Here is a 24,553-nt window from a genome sequence, read left to right on the forward strand (position 1 = left end):
ATTAATTATTAAATGGGGGCGAAAAATAAAAAACAAAGGAAATGCAGTTAATGCAATTTAAATGTTAAACAGCTTACCAGAGCGATGGTTTGGGATACTGAAAGGCTGTTGCAAAAAATCTCACTGATTTTTAATGATGGTAACGTTCAAGTTTTAACTAGGGAGGAATTGGACAATGGAGAATCTTTTCAATAGTTTTAAGGAAAGAATCGAGCTGGGAATCAAAAATAATATTCCTGTTGAAGCTAGGTTGATTGTGCTTGGGGAACTTATTTATGCAGCGGAACGGAAAGATTTAACTCCGAAGCAAGCACGAGAATTAGAATCTTTGCTGAGGTTGTCGGAGATTTTGAAAAATTATCAGGCTATTCGAGAACAAGCAATTTTTGGTGAGTTACTGGTTTAAATTGCGACAAGTATCAAGAGTAAGTCATTGTCGATCGCACTTTCGATTAAAATAAGTACGTTACCGAAGCTGATTAAGACGATGAAAGTGCAAGTTTTGTCTGTTCAACCTTCTATCGCCCTTAACTCCCACGAGGTTGTGCTGTCAGTCGGTGGAGATAGACACAAATTTATGTTTACCACGGAAGTCGATCGCCTGGGAGAGCATTTACTGCAAACTACTCACGGATCTCGCACTTTTGCAGATTTTTTTCGATTTAATCAGCGGGTGGCGATGAATGTGACCAATCTGGTGGTAAAATGTCACAATCATCAAGCTGTTGAATTTCCAGCAGATGTCGGCATTTTTGTTACTCCAGAAGCAGCTTTATCGAAGCAAAAAGCATTTGAAAGTGGCACTTTTGTAGAAACCGACTCGCAGCAACCAGAAGCAATTAATCTAGAAACTCGTCAAAGGGCGATCGCGATTGTTGAGAAATTACCAGAAGCTATGCTGGATGAAGCAGTTAAGTTTCTGGAATCTTCGTCTGTTAAGGCTAATTTGGTTGAGTAGCGATGTTTTTATTTCAATCTTGCCTAACACTATCGGGCACGCCCACGGCCGAAATACCCGATATCGCTCTTAAATTCTGACACCGAATCAACCCATTAAAATCCAAACTGCGCCCTTCAATTTGCGCCACAGACTCGATCGCCCCCAGGAGATGTCCCGCAGCCTCAGCTTCACTGTAACCACGCCTTAGAGCGACTCTAATCGCCGTTTCATCGGCATCTAGCTCTACTTGCGAACTGCGGTTGTCGCGCCAAATTCGAGTCATCGCCAGTCCAGTCAACCCACCGGCGATCGCAATTCCGATCGCATCTCCCTGCAACAACTCTACAACAGTCCCGACAATTCCCGCCACAGCCGCACCTTGATAAATATCCGGCTTAAACCACTTAAAATTACCCAGAAAACTAACAGTCCGCAATAGCAGTAAATCCCGCTGTGGCTTAGATAGCAGCCGCCACAAGTCAAAATTAATGTAAATCGGGCGAGATTGATGCCAAGGCAAAGGAAAATCGCAGTCAATTACCGTTGATTGTTGGGGCTTATTAATAATTTTACACGTCATGCGGCCCGAGGCGGGCATCACATCTAACAGGCGGCGAATTTCAGGTTCGGGATTCATAGTTGAAGGAAGTTCGGCAACGGATTTTGTAACGGATGTAACGGATAGAAGGATATGTTTATTGCGTAAATTTTTGATTGATAGGGAAACCGCAGATTAACGCAAATTAACGCAGATAATTTCAAGATTGGTGTAGGGACACGGCAATGCCGTGTCCTTTGCTCGTACCTTGTTTAAGGCGTTTTCTTGGATTCAGATTTAGGAGATTCTTGAGCTTTTGGAGTTGCTTTTTCACCCTTCGGCGAAGGCTTCGGGCTAGCAATTGCTGGAGCAACTGACGGCTTGGGACTTGCGGCTGGGGATGCTTCCGGTTTCGGGGAAGCAGGCGCTGTTAGTGGGGCAGCAGGGGCTGTCTTAGCTCCTAAAATGCTGGCGTCTCCGGTGTCAAATAACCCGGCGATGCAGGCAATCATCATTGTGGCTAAGGTTCCGACAAATAAGGCTTTCCAACCGAGTTCGGAAATGTCTTTGCGGCGGGATGGAATTAGGGCGATTGTACCGCCGACAAATATGCCGACGGAGGCTAAGTGGGCGAAACCGGAAAGCGCGTAGCTGACAATTAATACTGTGCGATCGCTAATCAGTCCTTTTGCCGCCGCTTCTGCTAAACTTTGATAGGGCGGAATCGCCGTTTCTAACAGCCGCCGGCCGATGATGACTGATGCTATCCAAGAATCTTCCAAGGGAACTCCGGTTAACAAGGTTAGCGGGTAAAATAAGGCTCCTTGAATGTTTTGTAGGGTGATAAAACTAAAGATTGTGCCAATTGGAGCCGGCAACACAGCCAGCCAGCCAAAGAATTGATTGATTAAGGAAACTAAGCCTAAGATTAAAATCAAAACAGCGGCGATGGCGACTGCCATTTTTACACCGTCCAATGCGCCAATAATCGCAGCATCCAAAGGGCTGACTCGTTCGATTGGTTCTCCGCCAACTGTCTCTTGTTTGCGAATCTCACCATCATTGTCTCCAATTTCATCGCCGATGAACTCGTGGCTTTGGGGCTTCGGATTTTCCTTGGGAATGCCGCCCATTGTTACCGGCACTCCCGTCTCCGGTACTAAGATTTTGGAGAGGACAAAGCAAGCGGGAATGGCGATAATTGAGGCTGAAACTAAATGTCCTAAAATATTAGGAAAAACAGGCTTGAGAAAACTGACGTAAATTGCTAAAGTTGAAGAAGCGGCAGTCCCAAAACAGCAAGACAGGATTGCACAAAGTTCGGAACGAGTCATTTGTGGCAAATAAGGCTTGACGACAATTGCTGCTTCTATTCCTACGAAAATATTAGCCGCGCCGCTGAGTGCTTCCGCGCCGCTCAACCGCATTGTCATGTAAAATATTTTGGCAAAAACTTCGGTGATAATTTGAATTACGCCGATGTTATAAAGCAAGGCCATGAGGCCGGAAAAAAAGACTACTGTCGGTAAAGCCCGAAAGGCGAAAATATATCCTAAATTAACTGGCGGGTCTTGACCGGGTATTGGTACAATGTTTCTGCCGAATACAAATCTCGCTCCGGCGTCAGCAGCGGTGAATACTCCATCGAGCAAGCCTGTAAACCACTCTAGGGCGATGCGAGTTGGGGGGAACAGGAATACTAAAAATCCTAAGACTAATTGCAGCCCAATGCCCCAGATGATGACGCGCCAAGGTATATACCTAACTTGGCGGTTTTCTGAGAAAATCCAGGCGATCGCACATAACCCAAAAATGCCCAGAAATGAGATAAAGTTGTAGATAGACATGAGCCTAGTCCTTGAAATAGCTGAGAATGCCGATCGACGGCTGACACCACATCAGTTATACTATTCATCGGACGGCAAATGCCAAAAAAAATAACTGGCAGATGAATTACGTACTCAACAGTGTACTTATGTCATTGCGAGCGGGAGCGGATCTTTAGCAACTCTTGATTTGCCGTAATTACCAGCAGTTTAAATAGAAACTCTAACACATGGAAGCTTTTGCTCCACATCCTCCCGAATGGACTGCGGCGGCGGTTCACGCTACTGAGTTTTGCTGTCCCAAGTGCGGTGCTAGCTGCACGGATGCTGATGAGGTCTGGATAAATCGCCGATCGCCAGTATACACCGAGTCCAACCGCCGCAAGTGGCAAGAATTTTACCGCTGCTCGTGTAGCGCGGTGTGGTGGGCCTGGAGTAGCGACAGACCCCCTTCTGAGCTTGTACGTCAGGATGAGAACTCGGATGAGGGTTCTGATGATGATTTTTAGAACGGTGAGTCGATTTTCGATTTTATCGGAAATTAGGTTGACAGTTGACAGTTGACTGTTGACAGTTGACTGTTTAGGGCGACCTCTACCTGGAAGTCCGAGGATTCGAGTAATGAATAGTCTTGTTTTAATTTCTCGCCTTTAAGGAAGAGGCTTTAAACCAATTCTTTCTGGTAAGATGCGCGATCAGGTGCACCCTATATTTAGATCAAGGAGCGCCAGTTTTAAACTAATTCAGCACGTCAAGTATGCCCTTGACTACGCCTTCCATGACTCTTTCAACTAAGCTCAATTCATGTTCGCCGATCGACTCATTTAAGAGCATTGACTGAATTCGCTGTCTGTCATCGCGAGTCAGTTCGCCTGAGGCAAAGATCCGCTCAACTATTTGTTCGGTTAGAAATGGGAAAGTTTGAGTTTGCATGGGTCGTCTCTCAAAGCATCAATATTTTGTTTTTAACTTGATTAGAGGAGCTAGTTATTTTGTGGGTTGACCAAGAATTTCTTGATGGTACAAGCCCCCGGATTTATCCGTGGAATCAATCCAAAATCTCAAATCTCAAATCCTCAAGCCCCCGCATTGATCCGTGGGGTAAATCTAAAATCTAAAATCTAAAATCTAAAATCGATTGACTGCTGTTTTATTCAATCACTGCTGCAATCATAGGACGAAAGCGGGCATTTTGTCAAGATACCCGCTACAGATAAATATCACCTCTGCACGGTAGTTTCGAGATGGTGGGAAGGCGTGCTTTTCAAGTGCGATCGACCAAAAGAGACAGATGCGCACCCGGGGAGCAAATCCCCGGCCCCGAAAGCTCGATCGACCTTTTTAAGTTTAGTGGCACTTTCGCGGAACATTACAGCTCAAAAAAAATCTCAAGTACCAGAGACTAGAATTGGCAATAGGGAATCAGCTTTTCTGACTTCCCTCAGACTAATGACCAATGACCAATGACCAATGACTAATGACTAATGACCAATGACCAATGACCAATGACAAATGACCAATGACAAATGACTAATGACTTATTTTTTTCGCTCTGCTCTAATTTTGACATTAGGTTTTTGGCTGCTACCGCTAGCAGTGCGATCGCAAACTGTAGTTCCGGCGAAGGACGGCACGAATACTACTGTCAATTCCGACAAAAATCGCACAGAGATTAGCGGCGGACAACTGTCGGGAAACGGCGCAAATCTGTTTCACAGTTTCAGCCAATTTAATCTCAGCGAAGGTCAAATTGCGAATTTTATAACTAATCCAAATATTCAAAATATTTTCGGGCGGATTTCTGGCGGCAATGTTTCCGTCATTAACGGTATAATTTCCGTGAGCGGTGGCAACTCTAATTTATTCTTAATGAATCCGGCAGGAATTGTCTTCGGTCAAAATGCTAGATTAAACGTGCCTGGTTCTTTTTTCGCGACCACTGCGACAAATATTGGTTTCGGCGATCGCTGGTTCAGTTCTGCCGGAATTAATGATTACAAAGCTTTAGTGGGAAATCCCAATCAATTTAATTTTAATAACTCACAAGTCGGTGCAATTGTCAATGCGGGAAACTTAGCAGTTGGCAGCGGTCAAAATTTAACTTTGCTGGGTGGCACAGTGATTAATACCGGGCAATTGTCAGCCCCGGCAGGTCAAATTACAGTGGCTGCGGTTGCCGGAAAAAATGCAGTTCGCATCAGTCAAACGGGTAACTTATTGAGTTTAGAAATTACTCCGTCTTTGTCAGGGGGAAAATCTGCGATCGCCCCAGTTGCTTTGCCTCAGTTGCTGACGGGGCCAGGCGTAGCCTCAGCCACAGGTTTAACTACCAACGAACAAGGTCAATTGGTACTAATTGGCGGCCAAACAGTGTCGGTAAATGCCGGCAGCGCGATCGTCTCCGGTACTGTAAATGTCTTTGCCCCTTCTGGCACAACAGGCGGCACAGTCAATATTTTAGGGTCAAAAGTCGGACTGTTCGGCGCAAATATTAATGCTTCGGGGACAGACGGCGGAGGAGTTGTGCGCGTCGGTGGCGGTTGGCGGGGGATGGAACCAGTGCCAAATGCTCAGGTAACTTATGTTAGTCCTGATTCTACGATCGCAGTAAACGCGATCGACCGCGGCAACGGCGGCACAGCGGTAATTTGGGCAGACAATACCACTCGCTTCTTCGGCAATATTACTGCTCGCGGCGGCACAGCAGGCGGTAACGGCGGCAGAGTCGAAGTTTCGGGCAAAAATGCTCTAACTTTCCAAGGAGAGGTCGATACCCGCGCGACTAACGGGGCGATCGGCACTTTGTGGCTCGATCCGGCAAATATTACGATCGTCAGCGGTAGCGGCGACACCAGCGCGCGATCGACCGCCGAGACACTCGCACCGGCAGAAGCCACTGAAACATTTCTCTCAGAGGTGCAGTTGGAACAGATGGCCGCCGGCAGCAACCTGATTCTAGAGACTCCGGGCGACATCACCCTCCAAGACTTGCCCGATCACAAACTCGGGCTGCAAGCGAGAACCGGAGACAGCGTAACATTTACCGCAGGCGGAGTGTTTGTTGTCAATGACGCCAACGATGTCATCGAGACTCAAGGCGGCAACATCAACATTTTTGCCAGCAGCATCTCTCTGGGCGGAGTCAATGCTAACGGCGGCAATATCGCTCTCACCGCTAACGGCATTGACTTCAGGGGCGGCAGCAATTCCGTCAGCAGCGCGGGGGGAGCAATTCGCTTGCAACCCAACGACAGCCGAGGAATTCGGGTCGGCGGTAGCGGTGATATTTTAGGGATTTTGGACTTGACAGCAGAGGATTTAAGCTCCCTCGCCGGGGGTTTTGGCTCGATCGCGATCGGGCGTCCAAACAGCAGCTCGATCGCGATCGTCGCACCGATTACCTTCAACAGCCCGCTGACACTTCAAGGCCGCTCGATCGCGATCGACAATCCCCTGAGAACCAGCGGCAGCGCTTCCTTGACTCTCGACGCGCCCCAAAGTGCGATCGGCGCCAACATTGCCACATCCGGCGCAGATCTCACTTTCACCGGCAACCTGTCCCTGACTGCTGATGCAGCTTTGAGCACTCAAGCTAGTGGCAACATTCTGTTTTCCGGCAGCCTAAACGGAGCTCGCGCCCTGAAACTTGACGCTCAGCGAGTGCGGTTCGGCGGTACAGTCGGTCAAACTGCACCGCTGGCGAGTTTGAGTGTCAACGGCCGCAGTACCGAGGTTTCGGGCAATATTGCCACATCTGGCGACATCCTTTTCAACAGTGGTGTCATAGTTGATCGCAGCAGCACGATTTCGGCCAGTACCGGCAACATCGCTTTTGCCAGTACCCTCGACAGCAACCCTGGCCGGGCTAATAGTTTGACCCTGCGCGCTGGTAGCAACATTACTTTTGGGGGCGCCGTCGGTCAAACTCAGAGCTTGGGCCAGCTCTCGGCTGACGCTGCTAGCGTGACGGCGAATTCGAGAATTACCGCGCGCAGTTTGACCGTGAACGCGCGAGATTCTGTTACCCTTCGGGGGGATACCACGGCAGCTTTGGCAGCCAATATCAAGGCAGGAAATGTCCTCTTAGAGGGTAATTTAAGGACGGATGGCGGCAGCGTGAACCTGCAAGCAACTCGCGAGGTTCGGACTGGCAATATTACCTCCAACGGCGGGAGCATTCGGGTTGAGGGGAATACTGTTGCTGCGGGTGCGATCGACTCCTCATCAGCAGCGGGAACCGGCGGCGCGATCGCACTCAAAAGCAATGCTGGCAATTTAACTACCGGATCTTTGAACGCTTCGGGGGCAGTTGGCGGCAATATTGCTCTGACTTCGCCAGCGGGAATTTCCGCTCTCGATCTCAACTCCAGCGGCACTCAGGGAAACGGCGGCGCAGTTTCCCTGAGCGCGACTGGTAACATTCAGTTGGGTTTTATCAACGCTAGAGGCGGCACGGGCGGCACAGGCGGCAGCGTGGATGTGACAACCCTCGGTTTGTTCCGATCTAACAATGTTTTTACCGACGATCGATCGGGCAATCTTGCCAGTATTTCTACTGCCGGAGGTGCGGGGGCGGGGGCGATCGCCATTCAACACGGCGGCGGTAGCGATCGACCTTTTGTAGTTGGCGGAGCGATCGACAACGGCACCCAAGGAAGCATTAATGCTGGCACTGGAAACGCCATTTTGCCCAGTTTTGCTTTTGGGCAAACTTACACCCAAGGAAATTTACCAAATCAGATTTCCCTAATTACACCAAGTGCGCCGCCTCCTCCTGTACCAATTCCCCAGCCAATTCCCCAGCCAATTCCCCAACCAATTCCCCAACCAATTCCCCAACCAATTCCCCAACCAATTCCCGCACCGCCTCTAGTACCCGTAAATCCTGCTCCGGCGCAGTCATTTCCGGCATCTTTGAAAGTAGAATTGCAACCGCAAAATCAAGACAAAAACTTCCCAATTAGCCCTAGTCTTTTCGCTCCTTCTCGCAGATTCGATTCGGCAGGCTCTGGTATTTTAGCCTTTGAGAAAAACTTCACTCGCGAATACGAAAAATATCTGGACTTGCCCGCCAGAACCCCGATTACTAATATGTCGGTAATTTACAAAACTCTGCGCCAAAACGAACAAACAACCGGGATAAAATCTGCAATAATTTATATGAACTGGGTCAGCGGAGCGGACGCCGCCGCCAAAGAAAATGGAGGAGTGCTGGTAGCAAGTCGGGATTTATCTAATCGATTGCCAGTGAGAAAAAACCTCATCCCCCAGCCCGATCGCCTAGACGGAGATAAGTTGGGGGAGAGGTTGCCACCTGCCGACAAAGAAGTTTCCGATGTTCCTAACGGGGGGTATTTAGAATTAGTGTTAGTCACAGCTAACGCTCAACCGATGCGCGTTTTAGTTCCGGCGACAACGCGCTGGCAGGTGCTACAATTGGCTGACGCGTTTCAAACCGAAATCACTAATCCCAGAAGAAGAAGCAGCAGCAGTTATTTGGATTCCGCTCAAAAACTTTATCGGTGGTTAATTGCGCCAATGGCCGCAGAATTGACTGCTTTAAAGATTGACAATTTAATTGTAATTCCGGCAGCAGGTTTGCGAAGTGTGCCGTTTGCTGCGCTTCATGACGGCAAAGAATTTTTAATTGAAAAATACAGCATTAGTGTGATGCCGAGTCTGAGTTTGACTGATATCCGCTACGACAATATTGCTGACGATGAAGTTTTGGCGATGGGGGCGTCGGTATTTGAAGATAAAGCGCCATTACCTGCGGTACCGCTGGAGTTAGAGTCGATCGCGCCGCCGACGCACGGAAAATCATTTTTGAATCAAGATTTTACTCTCGCAAATTTGCAAGCTCAGCGGGCACAACGTCCGTTTGGGATCATTCACTTAGCAACTCACAGCGAATTCCAGCCAGGGGAACCGAAAAATTCTTACATTCAGTTGTGGGATACTAAATTGCGGATCGATCAAATGCGACAGTTGCGCTGGAATGAACCGCCTGTGAATTTGTTAGTTTTAAGCGCTTGCAGTACCGCTTTGGGCGATGAAGAGGCGGAGTTGGGGTTTGCGGGTTTGGCGGTAGCTAGCGGTGCGCGATCGGCTTTGGCGAGTTTGTGGGAAGTCAGCGATGAGGGAACTTTGGGGCTGATGACGGAGTTTTACCGGCAGTTGCGAGCTCCTAGGGGCGAGGGGAATCTGAGGATTAAAGCCGAGGCTTTGCGGCGGGCGCAATTGCAGATGCTGCGGGGGCGGGTGCGGATTCAAGACGGGCTGCTGCGAGTCGAAGGGCTTTCTGTGACTCTAATTTTGCCTCCTGAAATTGCCGCGCGGGGCGATCGACTGCTTTCGCATCCTTATTATTGGGCCGCCTTCACCATGATTGGCAATCCTTGGTAATTGGTAATTAGTCATTAGTCATTAGTCAGTAGTCATTAGTCATTAGTCATTAGTCATTAGTCATTAGTCATTAGTCATTAGTCATTAGTCATTGCATTTTTACAAAATTTTGCTCCCAAAAAAGTGTTCGGTTTGTTTACACGCTCCCTATATGCCAATACGGTTCACTTAACGTTTTTTTATCATTGCGAACGTCCACGTGAAGCAATCGCAGTATATATTTTTCACATGGTTTTATAGACTGAACAGTTTTAAGTGAACCGTATTGCCCTATATGCAGAGGTGCGTCGCTATGAGATTGTGGGTATGCAAGTTAGGATTTTTCATGGCGACACACCCTACGACTAACTAATGACTAATGACTCATGACTAATGACTCATGACTAATGACTAACTCTGCAAATGCCGCCCAACCTCCTGATGACATAAGTACCAAAAATACAAAGCTAAATTCAGAAGAGCTAATAACTTAGTGCCATCTTCTAACATCGCGTGTATTCCTAGACTTGGGGAGTTGAAAATATCCTCAAACCGCGAGATAGCGAATAAAATAAATGCTGCGACTAATGGCAAGTAAGGAGTAGTTTTGATGTATTGCCAAAACTTAACTCCGTAAACGAAAACAGCACTCCCGTAACACAAATAAATTAATTTTGTAGATATTCCCAACCGAGAAAGAATCAAAGTCATCCGAAACCTGTCATCCAGGAAAAAGACTCCCAGCAGTAAAGCGCTAAAAAACAAGAATATTGCCGATCGACTGCGCGGCTCTTTTTGGCGCAGCACTCCGAAAGTAAATGCACAAATTGCGACTGGGATGCACCAGAGGACTTCGGAAACTCCGGTGAGAAGGCCTTCGTAAGGGAACCACGAATTAAAAGGATCGCTAAACAAACGTTCAACTCCGTCTCCCTGGTTGTTGAGTTTTGCGTATAGGCTCAGCCCGCCTAAAATCAGGACAGTCAGAGTGTTGAAAGCAGCTAAAAACGGTACAGTAAAAAAGTGTTTTTTTAGAAGTCCTAAAAAAATTGAAAACTTGGGAATTTTATCGAATAAATGCAGATGCTTCATGAAGATCGTCTCCAAGCAATAGAGTTCGTTACTAGAAAAAATTGGTTGAAAGCCGGAACCCTTGTAGGGAGAAATTAAAATCAGACTATTCATTACTCCAATCCTCGGACTTCCATGTCAACTGTCAACTGTCAACTGTCAACTGAATGAATTATTCACCCGCAGCCAAACCACAAATGTCGTGCCGCGATCTGTTGGATATAAATCAGCTTCTCCAGATGGTAGCCATTCAGGATTTATTGGGGAAAATACTTCGATTTCTCCTTGCATTTGGCGGACTAAATCGCGGGCTATAGCCAAACCCAATCCTGTGCCGGGAATTTCTGTCTGCGCTTTTTCTCCCCGGTAGTGCCGCTCAAATAAATGCTCTAAATCCTGGGGGGGAATTCCTGAACCGGTGTCGCTGACTGCAACTGCTACGGCAGGTAACGGGCGGTGTGCTGCCTCGTAGTTTACTTTAATGTAAATTTGGCGGCCGGCAGGGGTATATTTCAAAGCATTGTCAATTAAATTGCTCAAAACTTCGCGCAAAGCTCGATCGTTCGCCCAGACTGGCGGCAAATCGGGCGGTATGTCTGCTAGTAATGACAGGTTGCTTTCCGATGCGATCGCCTCGGCGGAAATTAACAGCGGTTTTAAGACGAATCCTACACAACAGGATTCTTCCACATTATTCGCCGCAGGTGACAGCGACAGAGGAGAATGCCTAGTTAATTGCACATGGGAGGTTGCTGTTTCGGAAGTGCCAGATGGGAGTGTGAGATTTGCTTCGCCGGTGTCAACGGTGCGATCGAACTGGCCCAGCAATTCAGAGAGCCGATCGCTCTCTCGGACAATACTAAAAGCTACATTGCGATTTTTGTCTTCTGGTACCAAGCGCCGCGCTAACAATTTGCCAAAAGTTCGCAACGCTGTCAGCGGACTTTTAAACTGGTGCAGCAAATTGTGCATCGTGTCGTACACCTGAGCCTGGATTTGCCGAGAAGAACCCAATTCCTGCTGCATCCACTGGGAGCGCTGGTCTAAAATGCAAGCCAGGGCCAAGGTGCGAGCAATTTGTTGCATCTGAGCCTCCTCTCGATCGTTCCAAGCCCTGTCTTGCCGACCGCTGACCAGGAGTCCCATTACAGCTCCCTCGTGTATCAGAGGCGTCACAATTTGCCGGCGCTGCTGCCACAGATTCTGCGGGCCTTGGCACTGATTGGAACTGTTTTCAAAACCCGGAAGTGGCTCGGGTGCGATCGCCCCCACCGTTGATGCTTCTACCGCCAGAGCCGGCGCCGCCAGCCGCCGCGGCACCGGTGTCACTGTCGAGCTTGCCGTCGGTTCCAGCCTCAACTTCTGATTTTCTTCCTCTTCGACTGAGGTTTCTGGGTAAACCGCGATCGGCACCAATTTTGCCTCGCTCCCGGATACCAGCTCTTGTGTCAGGTATACCGCGCTGAATGTCGCGCCCAAACTGACGGCGATCGCCACCTGCGATCGGCAAATCTTGACAAATTCTGAACTGGCTGGCATTAACATGAGCGCCACATTAAGATCTCTAACGAAATTCTAAGTAAATTACAATTGATCTGTCGCCGATTACAGGTTAGAGACTTGGAGATTTCAGGTGTCTTCCTGTGGTGGTTGAAGGCAGCCGGAGTTCAATGCCTGCGGGAACCCGACCAACAACAATTGCCTCAAACCCTCTCCCCTGGGCTTCCACAGCTTTCTTTTCTGGGCTTTTGCCCTCTCTTTTTCGGGTCACAATACCACAACCTCTGCAATTTTCTCGATCGGCACGAATATTAAGATTATGTCGATATATTAAAAACACTTGAAGTTTTGAGCTAGAAGGGATATACTGGCCTCGGATTTGGTAGCTATCATTACAACCTGTCTGCTCACAGAGGAGGTAAAGAAATTGGCCAGGAGACGCAAACGCAAAAGTCGCCGCCGACAAGAAGGACGCAGAATTTTAGAGTGTGTGCCTCAATATAGCATCGAGAGCGGCGAAGATAAACCCGTAACAGCGGCTCGCAAGTTTATCCATGCCGAAGGCATTGCTCCCCCAGCTTTGCTGTTAGTCAAGCGTAACGAGCATACCACTGACAGATACTTCTGGGCTGAAAAAGGTTTATTCGGAGCCCAATACGTAGAAGAGAACCATTTCTTGTTTCCCAGCTTAAAGGTAATGCTGGAAGCAACCACAGAAAAAATTCCTGTGGTGTCTGTCAGTCGCGCCTAGAGCAAAATGTTTAGCTCAAAACATTGACAGCAATGTTTTTCTAACTCTTTTAACAAAAGCGCGATCGTTCTCATTGTCTGGAGAGTGCCAACTGAAATTTATGCGAAAAGTCCTGATTAAACTAGGGTATAAGGAGCCATCGCAGCAGGATAGATCGCCTTACGGGGGCGATCGCCACAGGGGGCACTCTCACGATAATGGTTTTTTTTGAGCTTGTCCAAAAACGGATACAAGCCTTCGACACTCATCGCGAGCTCCCCAAAATTTCAGACAAAAATTCAAGCTCCCAGATTCATCTGTGGAATAAATCTCAAATCTCAAATCTCAAATCTCAAATCGACTGACTGTGCCGGTCGATCGAACTTTCGGGCCAACGACAGAGCCACAAGCATTCATCGGTTTGTCTGCTCGAAGTCTAATCACGGCATCTAGCATATCAAAAAACGTTCCGCACCAAACAAAATTTTAATCTTCTAGCGGTTTCAAATCTAAAGCTTGCTGCATAGCTTCTAGTTCATCGCGGTGAGCTCTGACAGTAACAAAGCTCTTGGTTGGGCTTCCCGAGTCAGCGACTGATTCGAGTTTGAGCGAGACTTGCTCCGAGCGTCCAGCTTTTTTCCAATAAAATATGCCCGCCAGCGGCGACAGCAGTACCAAAGCTAGGAAAATTTGACCTGAAGAAGGAACTAGCATTCCCAAAACCAGTCCCAAGCACAGAGTGCCACCTGCACTTAGCATGGTTAGAAAAATAGCTAAAAACCAACTAGGCCGCACAAAACCTTCAAAAGTGACTTTATAGTTGGGAGCATCGACGGCTACAACTCGGTAAGCCCTAGAAGCAAAATACTCTTGTAGCTGGGTTAACAGTGACTCTTGGGCGCTCTCCGAAGCCAGCTTGATTTGTTCGATTCGAGCTTTGACTGAGGCCTTGATGAAGAAAAACAAGCCTACAGCCATCAGCAGCGTGATCACAAACGTTGAAGAAAGAACAGTAGTATCCATCGGTAGAAGTTTGTGTAATTGAAATTCTCTACTATTACTTTACATAAATTTACAGACGAAAGCGATCGAGGACTTACGCAGGCACTTTTTAAACCAAATTCGCAGAAAGCTTTGTAGCAAGACATTTTTCTCCCCATCACCAAATTCCCATATCTCCCCATCACCAAATTGTTAAGTGACCATGCGTAAGTCCTGACGTAGTGTAGCTGCTTTAATCGCTGTGGGCGGTGCTGGCAAAGCGAAGACAGGGAAGGCATTTCGCTTTGCAGCGACAGCATTTCAAGGGTTTAGGCATCCGATTCCAGCGCCTGCTAACCCGTGTGACCAGTTTCTAAGGCGCGGGGCCGACGCCCAGACGCGCCGTTTCCCTGACCGATGTAGTCGTGCCAGAGACGGGCCAGGTCTTGAGCTTGGTGCCGCCACTCCGGGAGGATTTGATACATCCGGCGGGGGCGGCCGCGTCCTTCTACTTTTTTCCAGTAACCGGTGATTACCGCTTCATCTTCGAGGAATTTCAGAGCGCTGTAGAGTACGGTATCAGAAAGTCGGTAGATGGGGAATTCCCTCTCTAGTTGTCCGATGAGTTCTGTACCGTAGGAATCTCCGCGCAACAACACGGAGAGAATGTAGCACACTGCTAGTTCCTTGTTTAGATAAACAGGAGGGGGGTCTTGAAAAAATTGATAGATGTGTTCAAATTTCATCTGTGTTATCCGCTGGAAACTCTCGTGATACCGTCAGGTTAACGAGAGAGGAAAGCGGGGCGGGGTGTGCCGCTTCCTAAGGATTAACTGGGAATGGGGGGAAACAGAGGTGCAGTATTTCCCCAGCGAATGTTGATAGCCTCAAACGCTTGTCCTGCACTTGGGTAATCTTTGCTTGCACCAAGGTTGAGGAGCGCTGACGTAACTAGCTTACTCAGTTCCTCTTCCAATCTATCGCAGCGACTATTGCTAAGTGTGCGATCGCCCCAGAGTTAGCAGTTTCTTCGGGAGTTGGTGTTTCAACTTTTAACTCAAAATTCGCAACTTCTCCGAAGCCTTTGTCTGCTTCCTCTCTGCGCTCTAGCTTGTCTGAATTCGCCGTTGCTATTGGCGCTTTTTGTCCTCTTTAAACCGGACTCAGGCCTAACATGGCGCGCAGTGTAAAAGTTAGAAACACAAAAGTCGCTACAATCGAAGTAATCAGGGCGATCGCAGTTGCCGGCCGTTCGAGCAGGGGTTTGAGTCGCTCGAACAGGAAAAAGAAAATCCCCAGACAAATCGTAATGAAAAATCGCGGGTAGCGAGAGACGTTATTGATGAAATCTTGCATGAGCACAGGTGGGGTAAAGTGTTACAGCTCGATCTTTGACTGGTAACACTTGTGAGCGAGTTAAACAATTTTGGCACAGCCAGAGCTAAATCTGCCGATCGGGCGATCGGGCCTTTTTCCCGGCGATGCTGACATATATAATTCTAACGAAAATTTTTGGTCGATCGATCCAGCGCTGTCTGTTGAATGCCGCAACGCAACCAGGGAGTGACAAATGAGAGAAGTATTTATATTCAGTTGTAGTTGTGATAAATATTATAGGGCCGTTACTTCTAGATAAATGTCTGCTTCCGCACCTTCTTGGGTATTGCCGCGTCCGTTTCTGAAATGGGTGGGAGGCAAAACTAGGTTGACGCTATTACAATTTTTTTGAATAAAAATATCATTTTAGTCTTTGATTTGCGACCAAATCCAAAAAATCCACCTTCGGACAGTAGAGTAACGCCTTCCTTTAGTTGTATCATTAATATCTAAACGAGTTTTTGACATTATTTTACATATTTCATCTTTTGACGGAAGTTCTCCCAGGCTTATCGCTAATTCAAAGACTAAATAAAAAACTTCATGCTCTAAAATTTTATTAATCAAATTTAGATATTTTAATTTAGATCTTTTATGTAAAATTAACCTACCTTCACTTGTAAGTCGAAAAGTTGCCTTGTTTGTGATATAATTTTGATACTTTTCTATCAGTCCAATATATAGACCAGCATTAGTATAATAGTCAGTTTGCCTGCGGTCAAATTCATAGTTTTCTGTAATATCATCTTTGGTTAAATCTCTTTCTAATAACAATGATAATAAATCTACTACTCTCTCAAATCGATCGGCTTGTGGAAATGGAACATCTGCTGGCTCTGCAATTATTTTAATACTATTGAATACTTGTTCGACATCACTGAGTTGTATTTCTTCGGGAGAAATCATATAATTCTTTTGTTTGATCAAGTTCAAAGAGTTATAATTTTCCTCGTCCCTAAATTCATAAATAAAAAAGCTAAAAATGTCGTTAGAGTATGTCATCAATACTGGAATGACTTTCTTACTCATTTTTTTTGACCACAATCTGTAAGGATAGTAAAGTTGTCTAATTAAGAAATCCTCGATCGCATATTTCTTGGCTTCTATCAATATAAAATATTTGTCACTTTCAAATCCTGCATCTATCTCACACTGAGAATTTTCAACCTTAATTGGATATGGCTTCTTATTCGGGATGGAATTGATAATATTAAAGTCAAAAGACTCTGTAGACATTCTACCCGAAACAGTATAAAATGTTTCTTCTTCAACTAAATCATTTATGATGCCGATATTAAAGGCACAGTGCAATGCCGAACTTTCAGAATATAAATTTTTGTAATCTATACTTTCTAACTGGGGAGGAGCAACAGAAATCGCTTCTAGTTGACTATCATATCGAACTTTTAAGTGTGTCTCAAACTTACCTATAACATATTTAGATCGAGAAATTGGCAAAATTGATAACTTGTTTTCTCGAAATATTTTTGGCAAATTTACAGAGTGATCGAACTTTGCCATCAGCCGACTTTCTCGTTGTTTATTAATTTGCTTTGATTCTATTTCAAAAAAGCCATTTTTATCTAGTTGTTCTAATATTTCATGCGTATCAAATAGTATTTTCCATGCTTTATCGTTTGCAGTCTCGTTACCTTTACTCATGTTTACTTATCCTGAATTTCGTAATTTAAAACTAATACTTCATCAACCATGCTTCTTTTCAAGGCATTTGAGTTTATGCTTCTCGTTGCCCTAACTTTTTTGATTTTATCATGATAATCCTTGTACAAATCCATAATAAAATCTGTACAAGAATTACTCACTATCACCTGGCAACCTCTTTCAGTTAGATCGTCAAAAACTTTTTTAACTCTTTGTTGTTCGTCTTTATTAAAGCCATTCACATCATACCCAGTAAAAGAAGCTGTTTCCGAAACAGGATCGTAAGGAGGATCTAAATAAATAAAATCTCCTTTCTTTGCATCTTGAACAGCTTTTTCAAAGTCATGATTCAACATTATTATAGTCTCGCTGCTCAAGTATTTATTCACAGCTCTTAAAACAGCGTCATCTAAAAGATTTGGATTTTTATATCTACCAAATGGAACATTAAACTGACCTTGGGAATTAACCCTGAATAAACCATTATAGCAGGTTTTATTTAGATAAATAATTCGTGCAGCTTTTTCTACTTCCGACAATTTTGCATATTTTTTTGAACGATCTAATTCTCTCATGTCATAATAAGACGTTTCGTTATTGATATATTTACCATTCCTTAATTCCTCCATCAGGTCATCTAATGATTCTTTTACCACTCGATAGCAGTTAATCAGTTCTTTGTTGCTATCATTGATGACAGCTTTTTGGGGTTGTAACTGAAATAAGAGTGCGCCTCCACCTATGAAAGGTTCATAGTATGTATTTTTACTTGTCAGCTTAGGACAATACTTAAGAATTTCTGGCAATAACTGCCTTTTACCACCTGCCCACTTCAAGAAAGGTCTTACTAACGGATTAATTTTCCGTCTTGCTAACGTATCAGTTTTCACTCAGATGCCTCTAACACTCTCAAACAAGAATACATTGTAAGTTGAATTTTAGTTCAAGTCAAGAGGCAATAATAATATTTATTCAAGGCGTAAGTCGCCGTTAAATATATCGACAAAAGCACCTTGACATAACTCTCTTCATCTGATATGTCGGAAGCTCAACATTGTTAATTAAGCCGATCGCACTTTTAGCACTCCCCGGTCAAAAACCCGGTTGTCAGTACCGATAGAACTGACAAACATCCGGTCTTCATAGACATCAAACGTCACAAAACTCAGGCGGCTAGCAGAATGCTCAGTCCACTCAGAACGTCCCACCGGACGAGTGCCCGCGCCGGCCCCACAAACGAGATAAGTCGTACCATTAATCGAGCGAGTGCGTTCGTAACTGTGCTCGTGTCCGTTGATATAAAGCTGCACGCCGTACTTTTGAAACAAAGGCGTAAAAGTCTTAATAAAAGATTGATTGGAGCCGTAAACGCCAGAAGAATAAATTGGGTGGTGGCCGAAGACAACCTTCCAAGGTGCCGTGCTTTGACTCAACTCTTTCTCCAGCCAAACAAGCTGATTTTTCCAATCCGCATTGTGATTGGTATCTAAGGCAAAAAACTGTATCGGATCGCGCCGAAAAGTATAGTAGCGACCTTGCATATTAAAACCCGCATATTTAAGTTGCGGGTCGCCGTTAGCAGTGCGGATGTCGTGATTTCCCAAACAAGCATAAAATTTAACATTTTGCTGCAATAACTGCTGATAAGGCTGCTCAAAAACAGCATTAATTTTTTCTATTTCGCCGTTATTGTAGATATTATCACCGGCGAGAACAGCCAGATTAAAAGGATTTTCCCGGTGATATTGCGCCATCGCCCCAGCTACAGCATACTGACCTTCAGCCCCGGTGCCGGTGTCTGCCACCGAAATAAAGCGTAAAATAGGCGGTGAGGCCGGCAATGGGACGATCGCCCTTGGGGCCTCAAGATTAGAAGGCACAGCAGCAGTGGCGTCTGTACCCCAGGAAGTCCGAAGCTGAAGCATTTTCCATATTCCGGTCAAACCTAAGGTGCCCAGACTGCTTAAAATTAGAAAGTGACGGCGTTTGATGCTCATTTTGATTCAGTTACAACTAATGAAATGATAAATTAAGGCTGGGATGGCTCAACTAAAATTTATCGCGTTTACATATATTTGCAACGCTCCAAGGCAAAGAAAATGTCAGAAGAACCACTAAATCAACCAACTCCAGAACCGTCTCAATCTCCGAAACCGGAGGTTGAGTCGCCGAAAAAGTCGGCCGCGACTCGCAGCCAAGCTCAAAATGCCAGCAGCGCTGTTTCCACAAATCAGAAAATCAAAGCTTTGATTGTCTCGATTGGGAATTTGGGAAAAAAGGGGAAAAAATTAACAGCAGAACCTCCGTTGCAGGCCCAAAAGCCGATCGCGCCCACGCTAGCTGACTCAACAACAACAACTCCTCCGGCGGTTGCTGCGGAAGTTAAGAGCGTTCCCCCGCCAAAAGTTGGTATAAAATTCGATCAAAAGTCTGTATCAAAACCCACAGGCGGCAGTTTTTTCCAGAAATTCGGCGTACTTTGGCAAAGTATTGTGCGCCTAGTGCGATCGCTCCTACCTGCATCTACGAATGCCAAGCTGTCCGATCCAATTTTAAACGCGGGATTAGCTGCAATTTTGATTGTTGCGATCGGTTTAACTTTCAACAGTTTCTCGGCAAAACCGCCCCAGAAACTAGCAACAGCGCCTATCCCAGCAGCAAACCAGTCTCTGCCAACGTTTGACGATTTTGTGGGGACGGGAACGCCGAACTCGTCTGATGCGATCGCAAATTCTCAGCCTATACCCGCTAATTTTAAAAGTAACTTGCCCGATTTAGCGGCGCCGAAAAAACCGGAACCTGTAGAAATTATCCCGCCGCCGCCGCTGACGCCGGAACAGTCGCTGATTGCTGCGATTCAAAATCAAGTTGCTGAAATTACCGATCGACTTGGCGGCGGTTTAGTTAAGTCTGTTGAAGCTGATTTCTCGATCGGTCTTTTGAGTGTCAAAGTCGCTGAAGATTGGTACAAACTCAGCGAAAGCGAGCAAAATCAGCTCGCCAGTCAAATGTGGAAAGAGGCTAATTTGCTCGATTTCAGCAAGTTACAAATTGCCAATTTGGAAGGAAAGTTAATAGCTAGAAGTCCGGTTGTTGGTTCGGAAATGATTATTTTAGAGAGAGGGATTGATAAAGTTTAAATCGGATGTATTTGCCAACACTCAGATTAGCCGAAAAGTTCAAGACGCAGCATCAAATTAGCTAGGTTTGTAGTGAGGACTTCAGTCCTCTCTCATTTGATGAGGACTGAAGTCCTCACTACGAACCTGAAAAAGCTGATTTACCAGAGATTAAATTAATTAACTTTGAGGGAAATTGAAAAATGACAATTTTAACTCAAGTCGAACAAGTAGAAATTAAATATCCCAGCAGCGACGGAGAGCCGATGGCTGAAAGCGACATCACGCGCGATTACATGATTTACACGGTAGAAGCTGCCAACCTTTACTTTCAAGGGCGTTCTGATGTTTATGTGTCAGCGAATTCTTTCATTTATTATGAACAAGGGAACAACCAAGCAGTTGTTGCTCCAGATTTTTATGTGGTGTTTGGAGTGGCAAAACGCAAAAGGGATAATTATAAAGTTTGGGAAGAAGGGGGAATTACTCCCGATTTTGTGTTAGAAATAACTTCGGAAACAACTCAGACGAAAGACCAAGAAACCAAACCGGAAATTTATCGGGCTTTGGGAGTGACGGAATATTTTCAGTACGATCCGTCGGGAGATTATCTGAATCCAATTTTACAGGGAGTGCGTTTAGTAAATAATCAGTATGAGCCGATTCCAGCTAACAATATCGCTTTCGATACGCTGTGGTTGTTCAGTGAGGTGCTGGGACTGGAATTGCATATAATTTCAGGAGAATTGAGGTTTAGAGTTCCTGAAACTGGTGAGTTTCTGAAGACTCACAAGGAAGAAAATCTGGGACGGCTGGCAGCGGAGTCAGCCTTTCAAGAATCGGAGCAGGCACGGCTGGCAGCGGAGTCAACATTGCGATCGCTCTTAACTCAACTCTTAAATTCTGGGATGAATCTGGAACAGGTGGCACAAATGATGAATTTATCGACCTTGGAAGTGAGACGATTGGTTGGGGAAAACTTTTGATCGCACATACAGCAAAAAGGTGCGCCCCGCGCACCCTATACAACAAAATATGAACAGTCAACAGTCAACAATTAACTCATGACTAGAAAGGCTTATTAGTAGGTTTAAAACCCTGCTTTTGAAAATAGGTTTTAAATACCTCGTGAGCAATTGGTGCGGCCGAGACAGCACCATATCCGCCGCCTTCGACTATAACTGCGATCGCAATTTCCGGTTTATCAGCGGGAGCAAAACCCACAAACATCGAATTGTCAGGATGACCGGGCATTTCCACAGTCCCAGTCTTACCAGCACTTAAAGGAATAGTACCGTCATTCAGACCACGACCTGTACCTTTTTTCACCACGTCAATCAATCCTTCTTTAACGACCTTTAAAGTAGAAGGTTTAATACCAGTTGGGATTTTTTTTGTGAGCGGTGTATTGGTTTGAGAAGCCAACAAATGCGGCTGCACTCGCGAACCACCGTTGGCAATAGTTGATACCATCACTGCCAATTCTAGGGGAGTACAAAGTACCAAACCTTGACCGATCGCCATTGTTACCGTATCGCCCACATACCAATCTTCCTTGTACATTTTATTTTTCTCTGCCGGTGTCGGAACTTGACCGTGATTAGCCGCGTCCAACCCCAAAAGGTCTAAATTAATCGTGCCACCAATACCCATTTTCTTAGCCCATTTCGACATTTGTTCGGGGCCTGCGGCCATCCCTACTTGATAGAAAAACGTATTGCTGCTGTAGGCTAAAGCATCGCGGAAACCGATAACGCCTTTACCCGCACCGTGTTCGTTGAAAGAAATTCCGCCGATCGTAATTGAAGAAGATGATTCTAAAGTCGAGTCAGGAGCAAACTTGCCCGATTCCATCCCGGCTACAGAGGTGACAATCTTAAAAGTGCTGCCGACTGGATAGCCTTGAACTGCCCGATTTAAAAACGGTTTTTCTGGCCCTTGCAGTCGATCCCATTCTTTTTGAGTCACCTTGCGGGTGAAAATGTTGGGGTCAAATGTCGGCCAACTACCCATTGTTAAAAGCGCTCCGGTTTTCACGTCGATCGCCACCACCGCACCCAGGCGATCGCCCAAAGCTTTTTCCGCAGTTTTCTGCATATCTAAATCTAAGGTTAGCTGCACCGGTTTGCCGGGAATAGGGTCTTTTACGCCTAAATCTTGGATTTCCTCGCCCTTAGCATTCACCTCGATCAAACGGTTTCCCCAAACGCCTTCTAAAGTGGGATTAACTAATTTTTCAACTCCCATCTGACCGACGATCATGCCCATCGGATAGGCAGGATTGGCTTTTAATTGATCTAAACTAGCTTCGCCGACGTATCCCAAAAGGTGGGCGGCTAATTGCTGGTTGGGATTGTCGCGACTCGATTCGGCGCGAATTTCAACTCCCTGCAAAGTATTAGCTTGTTCTCCCAAAGCGACGAAAGTACCGACATCGATATTTTTACTAATTCGCACTGGTAGGGCTGATTTGTAGCCTGCTTCATTGATTTTTTTGACAATTTCGGCCGCGGGAACTTTGACGATCGGGCTAAGTGTAGTGGCGACTTCTTGCCACTCTTTGGGCGATCGCTCTTTTGGCCACAAATACACCGATCGCGATACGCGGTTGGCCGCAAAAATTTTGCCGTTGCGGTCTAAAATTTGACCACGAGTCGCTGCGACTGACACAGGGCGAATGCGGTTGTTTTCCGCCCGCTGGCGGTTGTAAGCTCCCTGTACGAGTTGCAATTCGGCTAAACGAAAGATCGGCATCGCCACCATGGTAGTGACTATCAGCATAAAAACCATCACTTGGAGCGATCGACTGCGTTGCCCTCCAGGATTGTCCGAGGTATTTTTGTTTAATCGGACTTTAGAGTTAAAAGAAAAATCGCTAGCCATATGAATTAATCTGCTCTTTTATGCAATTAACAGCCATATCTGATTCCCATCCGGATTATTTAGCGGAGGATGCAGCCACTATAAATTGTCACTGTTTAGTGACATAGATAAATTCTGCCGATTGGCAGACAAATCAGCCGGATAGTTCAATTAATCTATATCTTAAATATGAATTTTTTATGAAAATTCAGCCGAGAAGCGATTAAAATCCCCAGCCAAATATTTCTTCTGCCTTGTGCCTTCTGCCTTCTTACTTCCCAATCACTGACGTATAGGCTGTCACCTTAATATCAATCCCAGTGATATCAGTGCCGACAACCACAGCCGCCGCTCCTAAATCCAATGCTTTTTTGGCCATGGATGGCCCAGCAATTCCGCCTTCGCAGATAACCGGAATCTCAAGCTTTTGTACCATTTGGGCGAGCAAATCAAATCCGGGCGGCGAGAAATTTTCCGTGTGGGGAGTGTAGCCAAAAAGAGTAGTACCGACAGTATCTGCACCAGCTTCAACCGCCGCGATCGCAGCTTCGATTGTATCGACATCAGCCATCACTAATTTGCCCAATTCGCTGTGAATTCGCGCGATTAACGTCTTTAGGTCTTCGCCAGGAGGACGGTTTCTCTCAGTAGCGTCAATGGCGATGATATCTGCTCCTGCAAGTGCGATCGCCCGCGCGTCTTCAAACCGAGGAGTAATGTAAATCTCACATCCCGGCAATTGCTGCTTCCAAATCCCAATTATGGGAGCGGATATCTGTTTTCGCACCGCCGCAATGTGAGCCGGAGTGTCAATCCGCACCCCCGAGGCTCCTCGATTGACGGCGGTGCGAGCCATTGCTGCAATGACGATCGGATCGTGCAGCGGCGAATCAGCAGGTGCTTGACAAGAAACAATTAATCCTGTAGGAATTTGACAATTAATCATGGGGAATTGGGAATGGGGAATTGGGCATCGGGCATCGGGCATTGGGCATCGGGCATCGGGCATCGGGCATCGGGCATCGGGCATCGGGCATCGGGCATCGGGCATCCGGTTTTTTTTGTAATTTATTCCCTGTGCCCTATTGAACTCAAATAAGCGTTAAGTTTTGGTAGTAATTTATCGACAATTGGTTTAAATTTGCTTACTTCTTCGCTTGTGATAAGTTGTCTAACATAGGCTAATCTTAACCAGTTTACTGTTTCGTACAAAGAGCCTCTCGCAATTTTTACAAAACGCCGATTATCTTGGTCATTATAACGACCTCTTCCTTCAGCAATATTAGCACAGACACTATCAGCAGACCGAACGATCTGTTTGCCCATCGTATCTTTTGTGAAGTAATCCCATTTTTTAACAATCTCCCAAATCTGATTCGCCAAACTTTCCGCCAACTTATAAACCTCTAATTCCTCAAAATCAGGTCTTCCCATAATTACCTCAAAAACTCAATTATATTAAATGCTCTTCGGCCCAATGCTCTTCGGCCCAATGCCCAATCCCCAATGCCCCATGCCCAATGCCCCATGCCCCATGCCCCATGCCCAATGCCCAATGCCCCA

General features: G+C 46.0%; 24 protein-coding genes. 8 read left to right on the top strand and 16 right to left on the bottom strand.

All coding sequences use genetic code 11. The features are described 5' to 3' along the window. Positions 1 to 175: 175 nt before the first annotated feature. On the top strand, positions 176 to 406 hold the full coding sequence (locus QUB68_RS28785; RefSeq protein ID WP_332998327.1) for a hypothetical protein: 231 nt from the start codon (positions 176 to 178) through the stop codon (positions 404 to 406). A gap of 27 nt (positions 407 to 433) precedes the next feature. After that, positions 434 to 958 carry a hypothetical protein gene (locus QUB68_RS28790; protein WP_332998328.1) on the top strand — a complete coding sequence of 175 codons (525 nt, stop codon included), beginning with the start codon at positions 434 to 436 and terminating at the stop codon, positions 956 to 958. Between the two features lie 13 nt (positions 959 to 971). Here QUB68_RS28790 and QUB68_RS28795 read toward each other — a convergent pair whose 3' ends face one another. Both QUB68_RS28795 and QUB68_RS28800 read right to left on the bottom strand, forming a co-directional pair. Further along, positions 972 to 1,577: a DUF3318 domain-containing protein gene (locus tag QUB68_RS28795; protein WP_332998329.1), complete on the bottom strand. Its 606-nt coding sequence runs from the start codon at positions 1,575 to 1,577 to the stop codon at positions 972 to 974. 173 nt (positions 1,578 to 1,750) lie between these two features. Then, positions 1,751 to 3,325, bottom strand: coding sequence for a NupC/NupG family nucleoside CNT transporter (locus QUB68_RS28800; RefSeq protein WP_332998330.1), 1,575 nt, complete (start codon positions 3,323 to 3,325; stop codon positions 1,751 to 1,753). A gap of 209 nt (positions 3,326 to 3,534) precedes the next feature. Here QUB68_RS28800 and QUB68_RS28805 point away from each other — a divergent pair, with 209 nt between their 5' ends. Further along, positions 3,535 to 3,813 (top strand): hypothetical protein, encoded by a 279-nt coding sequence (locus QUB68_RS28805; RefSeq protein ID WP_332998331.1) that lies wholly within the window; start codon positions 3,535 to 3,537, stop codon positions 3,811 to 3,813. A 229-nt stretch (positions 3,814 to 4,042) separates the two neighbouring features. Here the strand turns inward: QUB68_RS28805 and QUB68_RS28810 are convergent, their stop codons facing one another. Beyond that, positions 4,043 to 4,237, bottom strand: a complete 195-nt coding sequence (locus tag QUB68_RS28810; protein ID WP_332998332.1) for a hypothetical protein — start codon at positions 4,235 to 4,237, stop codon at positions 4,043 to 4,045. Positions 4,238 to 4,837: 600 nt separating this feature from the next. Here QUB68_RS28810 and QUB68_RS28815 point away from each other — a divergent pair. Next, a complete protein-coding gene (locus QUB68_RS28815; protein ID WP_332998333.1) occupies positions 4,838 to 9,709 on the top strand; it encodes a CHAT domain-containing protein in 4,872 nt (1,623 codons plus the stop codon). Positions 9,710 to 10,099: 390 nt separating this feature from the next. On the opposite strand, the gene QUB68_RS28820 is transcribed toward QUB68_RS28815, so the two are convergent. From QUB68_RS28820 to QUB68_RS28830, 3 genes are all read right to left on the bottom strand, one after another. Continuing rightward, positions 10,100 to 10,873 carry a hypothetical protein gene (locus QUB68_RS28820; RefSeq protein ID WP_332998334.1) on the bottom strand — a complete coding sequence of 258 codons (774 nt, stop codon included), beginning with the start codon at positions 10,871 to 10,873 and terminating at the stop codon, positions 10,100 to 10,102. Between the two features lie 45 nt (positions 10,874 to 10,918). Beyond that, positions 10,919 to 12,298 carry a sensor histidine kinase gene (locus QUB68_RS28825; protein WP_332998335.1) on the bottom strand — a complete coding sequence of 460 codons (1,380 nt, stop codon included), beginning with the start codon at positions 12,296 to 12,298 and terminating at the stop codon, positions 10,919 to 10,921. 73 nt (positions 12,299 to 12,371) lie between these two features. Further along, positions 12,372 to 12,530: a hypothetical protein gene (locus QUB68_RS28830; protein WP_332998336.1), complete on the bottom strand. Its 159-nt coding sequence runs from the start codon at positions 12,528 to 12,530 to the stop codon at positions 12,372 to 12,374. Positions 12,531 to 12,686: 156 nt separating this feature from the next. Here QUB68_RS28830 and QUB68_RS28835 point away from each other — a divergent pair, with 156 nt between their 5' ends. Then, positions 12,687 to 13,010, top strand: coding sequence for a DUF3155 domain-containing protein (locus QUB68_RS28835; RefSeq protein ID WP_332998337.1), 324 nt, complete (start codon positions 12,687 to 12,689; stop codon positions 13,008 to 13,010). Between the two features lie 116 nt (positions 13,011 to 13,126). On the opposite strand, the gene QUB68_RS28840 is transcribed toward QUB68_RS28835, so the two are convergent. The 4 genes from QUB68_RS28840 to QUB68_RS28855 form a co-directional block, all read right to left on the bottom strand. After that, a complete protein-coding gene (locus QUB68_RS28840; RefSeq protein ID WP_332998338.1) occupies positions 13,127 to 13,258 on the bottom strand; it encodes a hypothetical protein in 132 nt (43 codons plus the stop codon). Positions 13,259 to 13,475: 217 nt separating this feature from the next. Continuing rightward, entirely contained in the window at positions 13,476 to 14,012 is a 537-nt protein-coding gene (locus QUB68_RS28845; protein WP_332998339.1) for a cofactor assembly of complex C subunit B, read from the bottom strand. A 311-nt stretch (positions 14,013 to 14,323) separates the two neighbouring features. Beyond that, positions 14,324 to 14,716: a PadR family transcriptional regulator gene (locus tag QUB68_RS28850; protein ID WP_293254500.1), complete on the bottom strand. Its 393-nt coding sequence runs from the start codon at positions 14,714 to 14,716 to the stop codon at positions 14,324 to 14,326. Between the two features lie 406 nt (positions 14,717 to 15,122). Beyond that, a complete protein-coding gene (locus QUB68_RS28855) occupies positions 15,123 to 15,326 on the bottom strand; it encodes a DUF751 family protein (RefSeq protein ID WP_332998340.1) in 204 nt (67 codons plus the stop codon). 70 nt (positions 15,327 to 15,396) lie between these two features. On the opposite strand from QUB68_RS28855, the gene QUB68_RS28860 reads away from it, so the two are divergent. Beyond that, positions 15,397 to 15,537, top strand: coding sequence for a hypothetical protein (locus QUB68_RS28860; protein WP_332998341.1), 141 nt, complete (start codon positions 15,397 to 15,399; stop codon positions 15,535 to 15,537). 176 nt (positions 15,538 to 15,713) lie between these two features. On the opposite strand, the gene QUB68_RS28865 is transcribed toward QUB68_RS28860, so the two are convergent. From QUB68_RS28865 to QUB68_RS28875, 3 genes are all read right to left on the bottom strand, one after another. Continuing rightward, positions 15,714 to 17,009 carry a type II restriction enzyme gene (locus QUB68_RS28865; RefSeq protein ID WP_332998342.1) on the bottom strand — a complete coding sequence of 432 codons (1,296 nt, stop codon included), beginning with the start codon at positions 17,007 to 17,009 and terminating at the stop codon, positions 15,714 to 15,716. Positions 17,010 to 17,011: 2 nt separating this feature from the next. Beyond that, positions 17,012 to 17,899, bottom strand: a complete 888-nt coding sequence (locus QUB68_RS28870; protein WP_332998343.1) for a DNA adenine methylase — start codon at positions 17,897 to 17,899, stop codon at positions 17,012 to 17,014. Between the two features lie 171 nt (positions 17,900 to 18,070). Beyond that, the gene (locus tag QUB68_RS28875; protein ID WP_332998344.1) at positions 18,071 to 19,006 is read right to left on the bottom strand and encodes a metallophosphoesterase family protein; all 936 of its coding nucleotides are present in this window, start codon (positions 19,004 to 19,006) and stop codon (positions 18,071 to 18,073) included. Positions 19,007 to 19,108: 102 nt separating this feature from the next. Here QUB68_RS28875 and QUB68_RS28880 point away from each other — a divergent pair, with 102 nt between their 5' ends. Then, a complete protein-coding gene (locus QUB68_RS28880; protein ID WP_332998345.1) occupies positions 19,109 to 20,149 on the top strand; it encodes a hypothetical protein in 1,041 nt (346 codons plus the stop codon). A gap of 182 nt (positions 20,150 to 20,331) precedes the next feature. After that, positions 20,332 to 21,114 carry a Uma2 family endonuclease gene (locus QUB68_RS28885; protein ID WP_332998346.1) on the top strand — a complete coding sequence of 261 codons (783 nt, stop codon included), beginning with the start codon at positions 20,332 to 20,334 and terminating at the stop codon, positions 21,112 to 21,114. Between the two features lie 82 nt (positions 21,115 to 21,196). Here the strand turns inward: QUB68_RS28885 and mrdA are convergent, their stop codons facing one another. The 3 genes from mrdA to QUB68_RS28900 all read right to left on the bottom strand — a co-directional run bounded on the left by mrdA (position 21,197) and on the right by QUB68_RS28900 (position 24,424). Then, a complete protein-coding gene (gene mrdA / locus QUB68_RS28890) occupies positions 21,197 to 23,011 on the bottom strand; it encodes a penicillin-binding protein 2 (RefSeq protein ID WP_332998347.1) in 1,815 nt (604 codons plus the stop codon). Positions 23,012 to 23,261: 250 nt separating this feature from the next. Beyond that, positions 23,262 to 23,936 carry an N-acetylmannosamine-6-phosphate 2-epimerase gene (locus QUB68_RS28895; protein ID WP_332998348.1) on the bottom strand — a complete coding sequence of 225 codons (675 nt, stop codon included), beginning with the start codon at positions 23,934 to 23,936 and terminating at the stop codon, positions 23,262 to 23,264. 122 nt (positions 23,937 to 24,058) lie between these two features. Beyond that, positions 24,059 to 24,424 (bottom strand): four helix bundle protein, encoded by a 366-nt coding sequence (locus QUB68_RS28900; protein WP_332998349.1) that lies wholly within the window; start codon positions 24,422 to 24,424, stop codon positions 24,059 to 24,061. Between the last annotated feature and the right edge of the window lie 129 nt (positions 24,425 to 24,553).

The sequence above is a fragment of the Microcoleus sp. A006_D1 genome (assembly GCF_036702805.1).
Lineage (GTDB): Bacteria > Cyanobacteriota > Cyanobacteriia > Cyanobacteriales > Microcoleaceae > Microcoleus.

Coding starts and splice junctions, on each gene's coding strand:
- QUB68_RS28785 (WP_332998327.1), top strand. CDS start 176: ATGGAGAATCTTTTCAATAGTTTTAAGGAAAGAATCGAGCTGGGAATC.
- QUB68_RS28795 (WP_332998329.1), bottom strand. CDS start 1,577: ATGAATCCCGAACCTGAAATTCGCCGCCTGTTAGATGTGATGCCCGCC.
- QUB68_RS28800 (WP_332998330.1), bottom strand. CDS start 3,325: ATGTCTATCTACAACTTTATCTCATTTCTGGGCATTTTTGGGTTATGT.
- QUB68_RS28805 (WP_332998331.1), top strand. CDS start 3,535: ATGGAAGCTTTTGCTCCACATCCTCCCGAATGGACTGCGGCGGCGGTT.
- QUB68_RS28810 (WP_332998332.1), bottom strand. CDS start 4,237: ATGCAAACTCAAACTTTCCCATTTCTAACCGAACAAATAGTTGAGCGG.
- QUB68_RS28815 (WP_332998333.1), top strand. CDS start 4,838: ATGACTTATTTTTTTCGCTCTGCTCTAATTTTGACATTAGGTTTTTGG.
- QUB68_RS28820 (WP_332998334.1), bottom strand. CDS start 10,873: ATGAATAGTCTGATTTTAATTTCTCCCTACAAGGGTTCCGGCTTTCAA.
- QUB68_RS28825 (WP_332998335.1), bottom strand. CDS start 12,298: ATGCCAGCCAGTTCAGAATTTGTCAAGATTTGCCGATCGCAGGTGGCG.
- QUB68_RS28840 (WP_332998338.1), bottom strand. CDS start 13,258: ATGAGTGTCGAAGGCTTGTATCCGTTTTTGGACAAGCTCAAAAAAAAC.
- QUB68_RS28845 (WP_332998339.1), bottom strand. CDS start 14,012: ATGGATACTACTGTTCTTTCTTCAACGTTTGTGATCACGCTGCTGATG.
- QUB68_RS28850 (WP_293254500.1), bottom strand. CDS start 14,716: ATGAAATTTGAACACATCTATCAATTTTTTCAAGACCCCCCTCCTGTT.
- QUB68_RS28855 (WP_332998340.1), bottom strand. CDS start 15,326: ATGCAAGATTTCATCAATAACGTCTCTCGCTACCCGCGATTTTTCATT.
- QUB68_RS28865 (WP_332998342.1), bottom strand. CDS start 17,009: ATGAGTAAAGGTAACGAGACTGCAAACGATAAAGCATGGAAAATACTA.
- QUB68_RS28875 (WP_332998344.1), bottom strand. CDS start 19,006: ATGAGCATCAAACGCCGTCACTTTCTAATTTTAAGCAGTCTGGGCACC.
- QUB68_RS28880 (WP_332998345.1), top strand. CDS start 19,109: ATGTCAGAAGAACCACTAAATCAACCAACTCCAGAACCGTCTCAATCT.
- QUB68_RS28885 (WP_332998346.1), top strand. CDS start 20,332: ATGACAATTTTAACTCAAGTCGAACAAGTAGAAATTAAATATCCCAGC.
- mrdA (WP_332998347.1), bottom strand. CDS start 23,011: ATGGCTAGCGATTTTTCTTTTAACTCTAAAGTCCGATTAAACAAAAAT.
- QUB68_RS28895 (WP_332998348.1), bottom strand. CDS start 23,936: ATGATTAATTGTCAAATTCCTACAGGATTAATTGTTTCTTGTCAAGCA.
- QUB68_RS28900 (WP_332998349.1), bottom strand. CDS start 24,424: ATGGGAAGACCTGATTTTGAGGAATTAGAGGTTTATAAGTTGGCGGAA.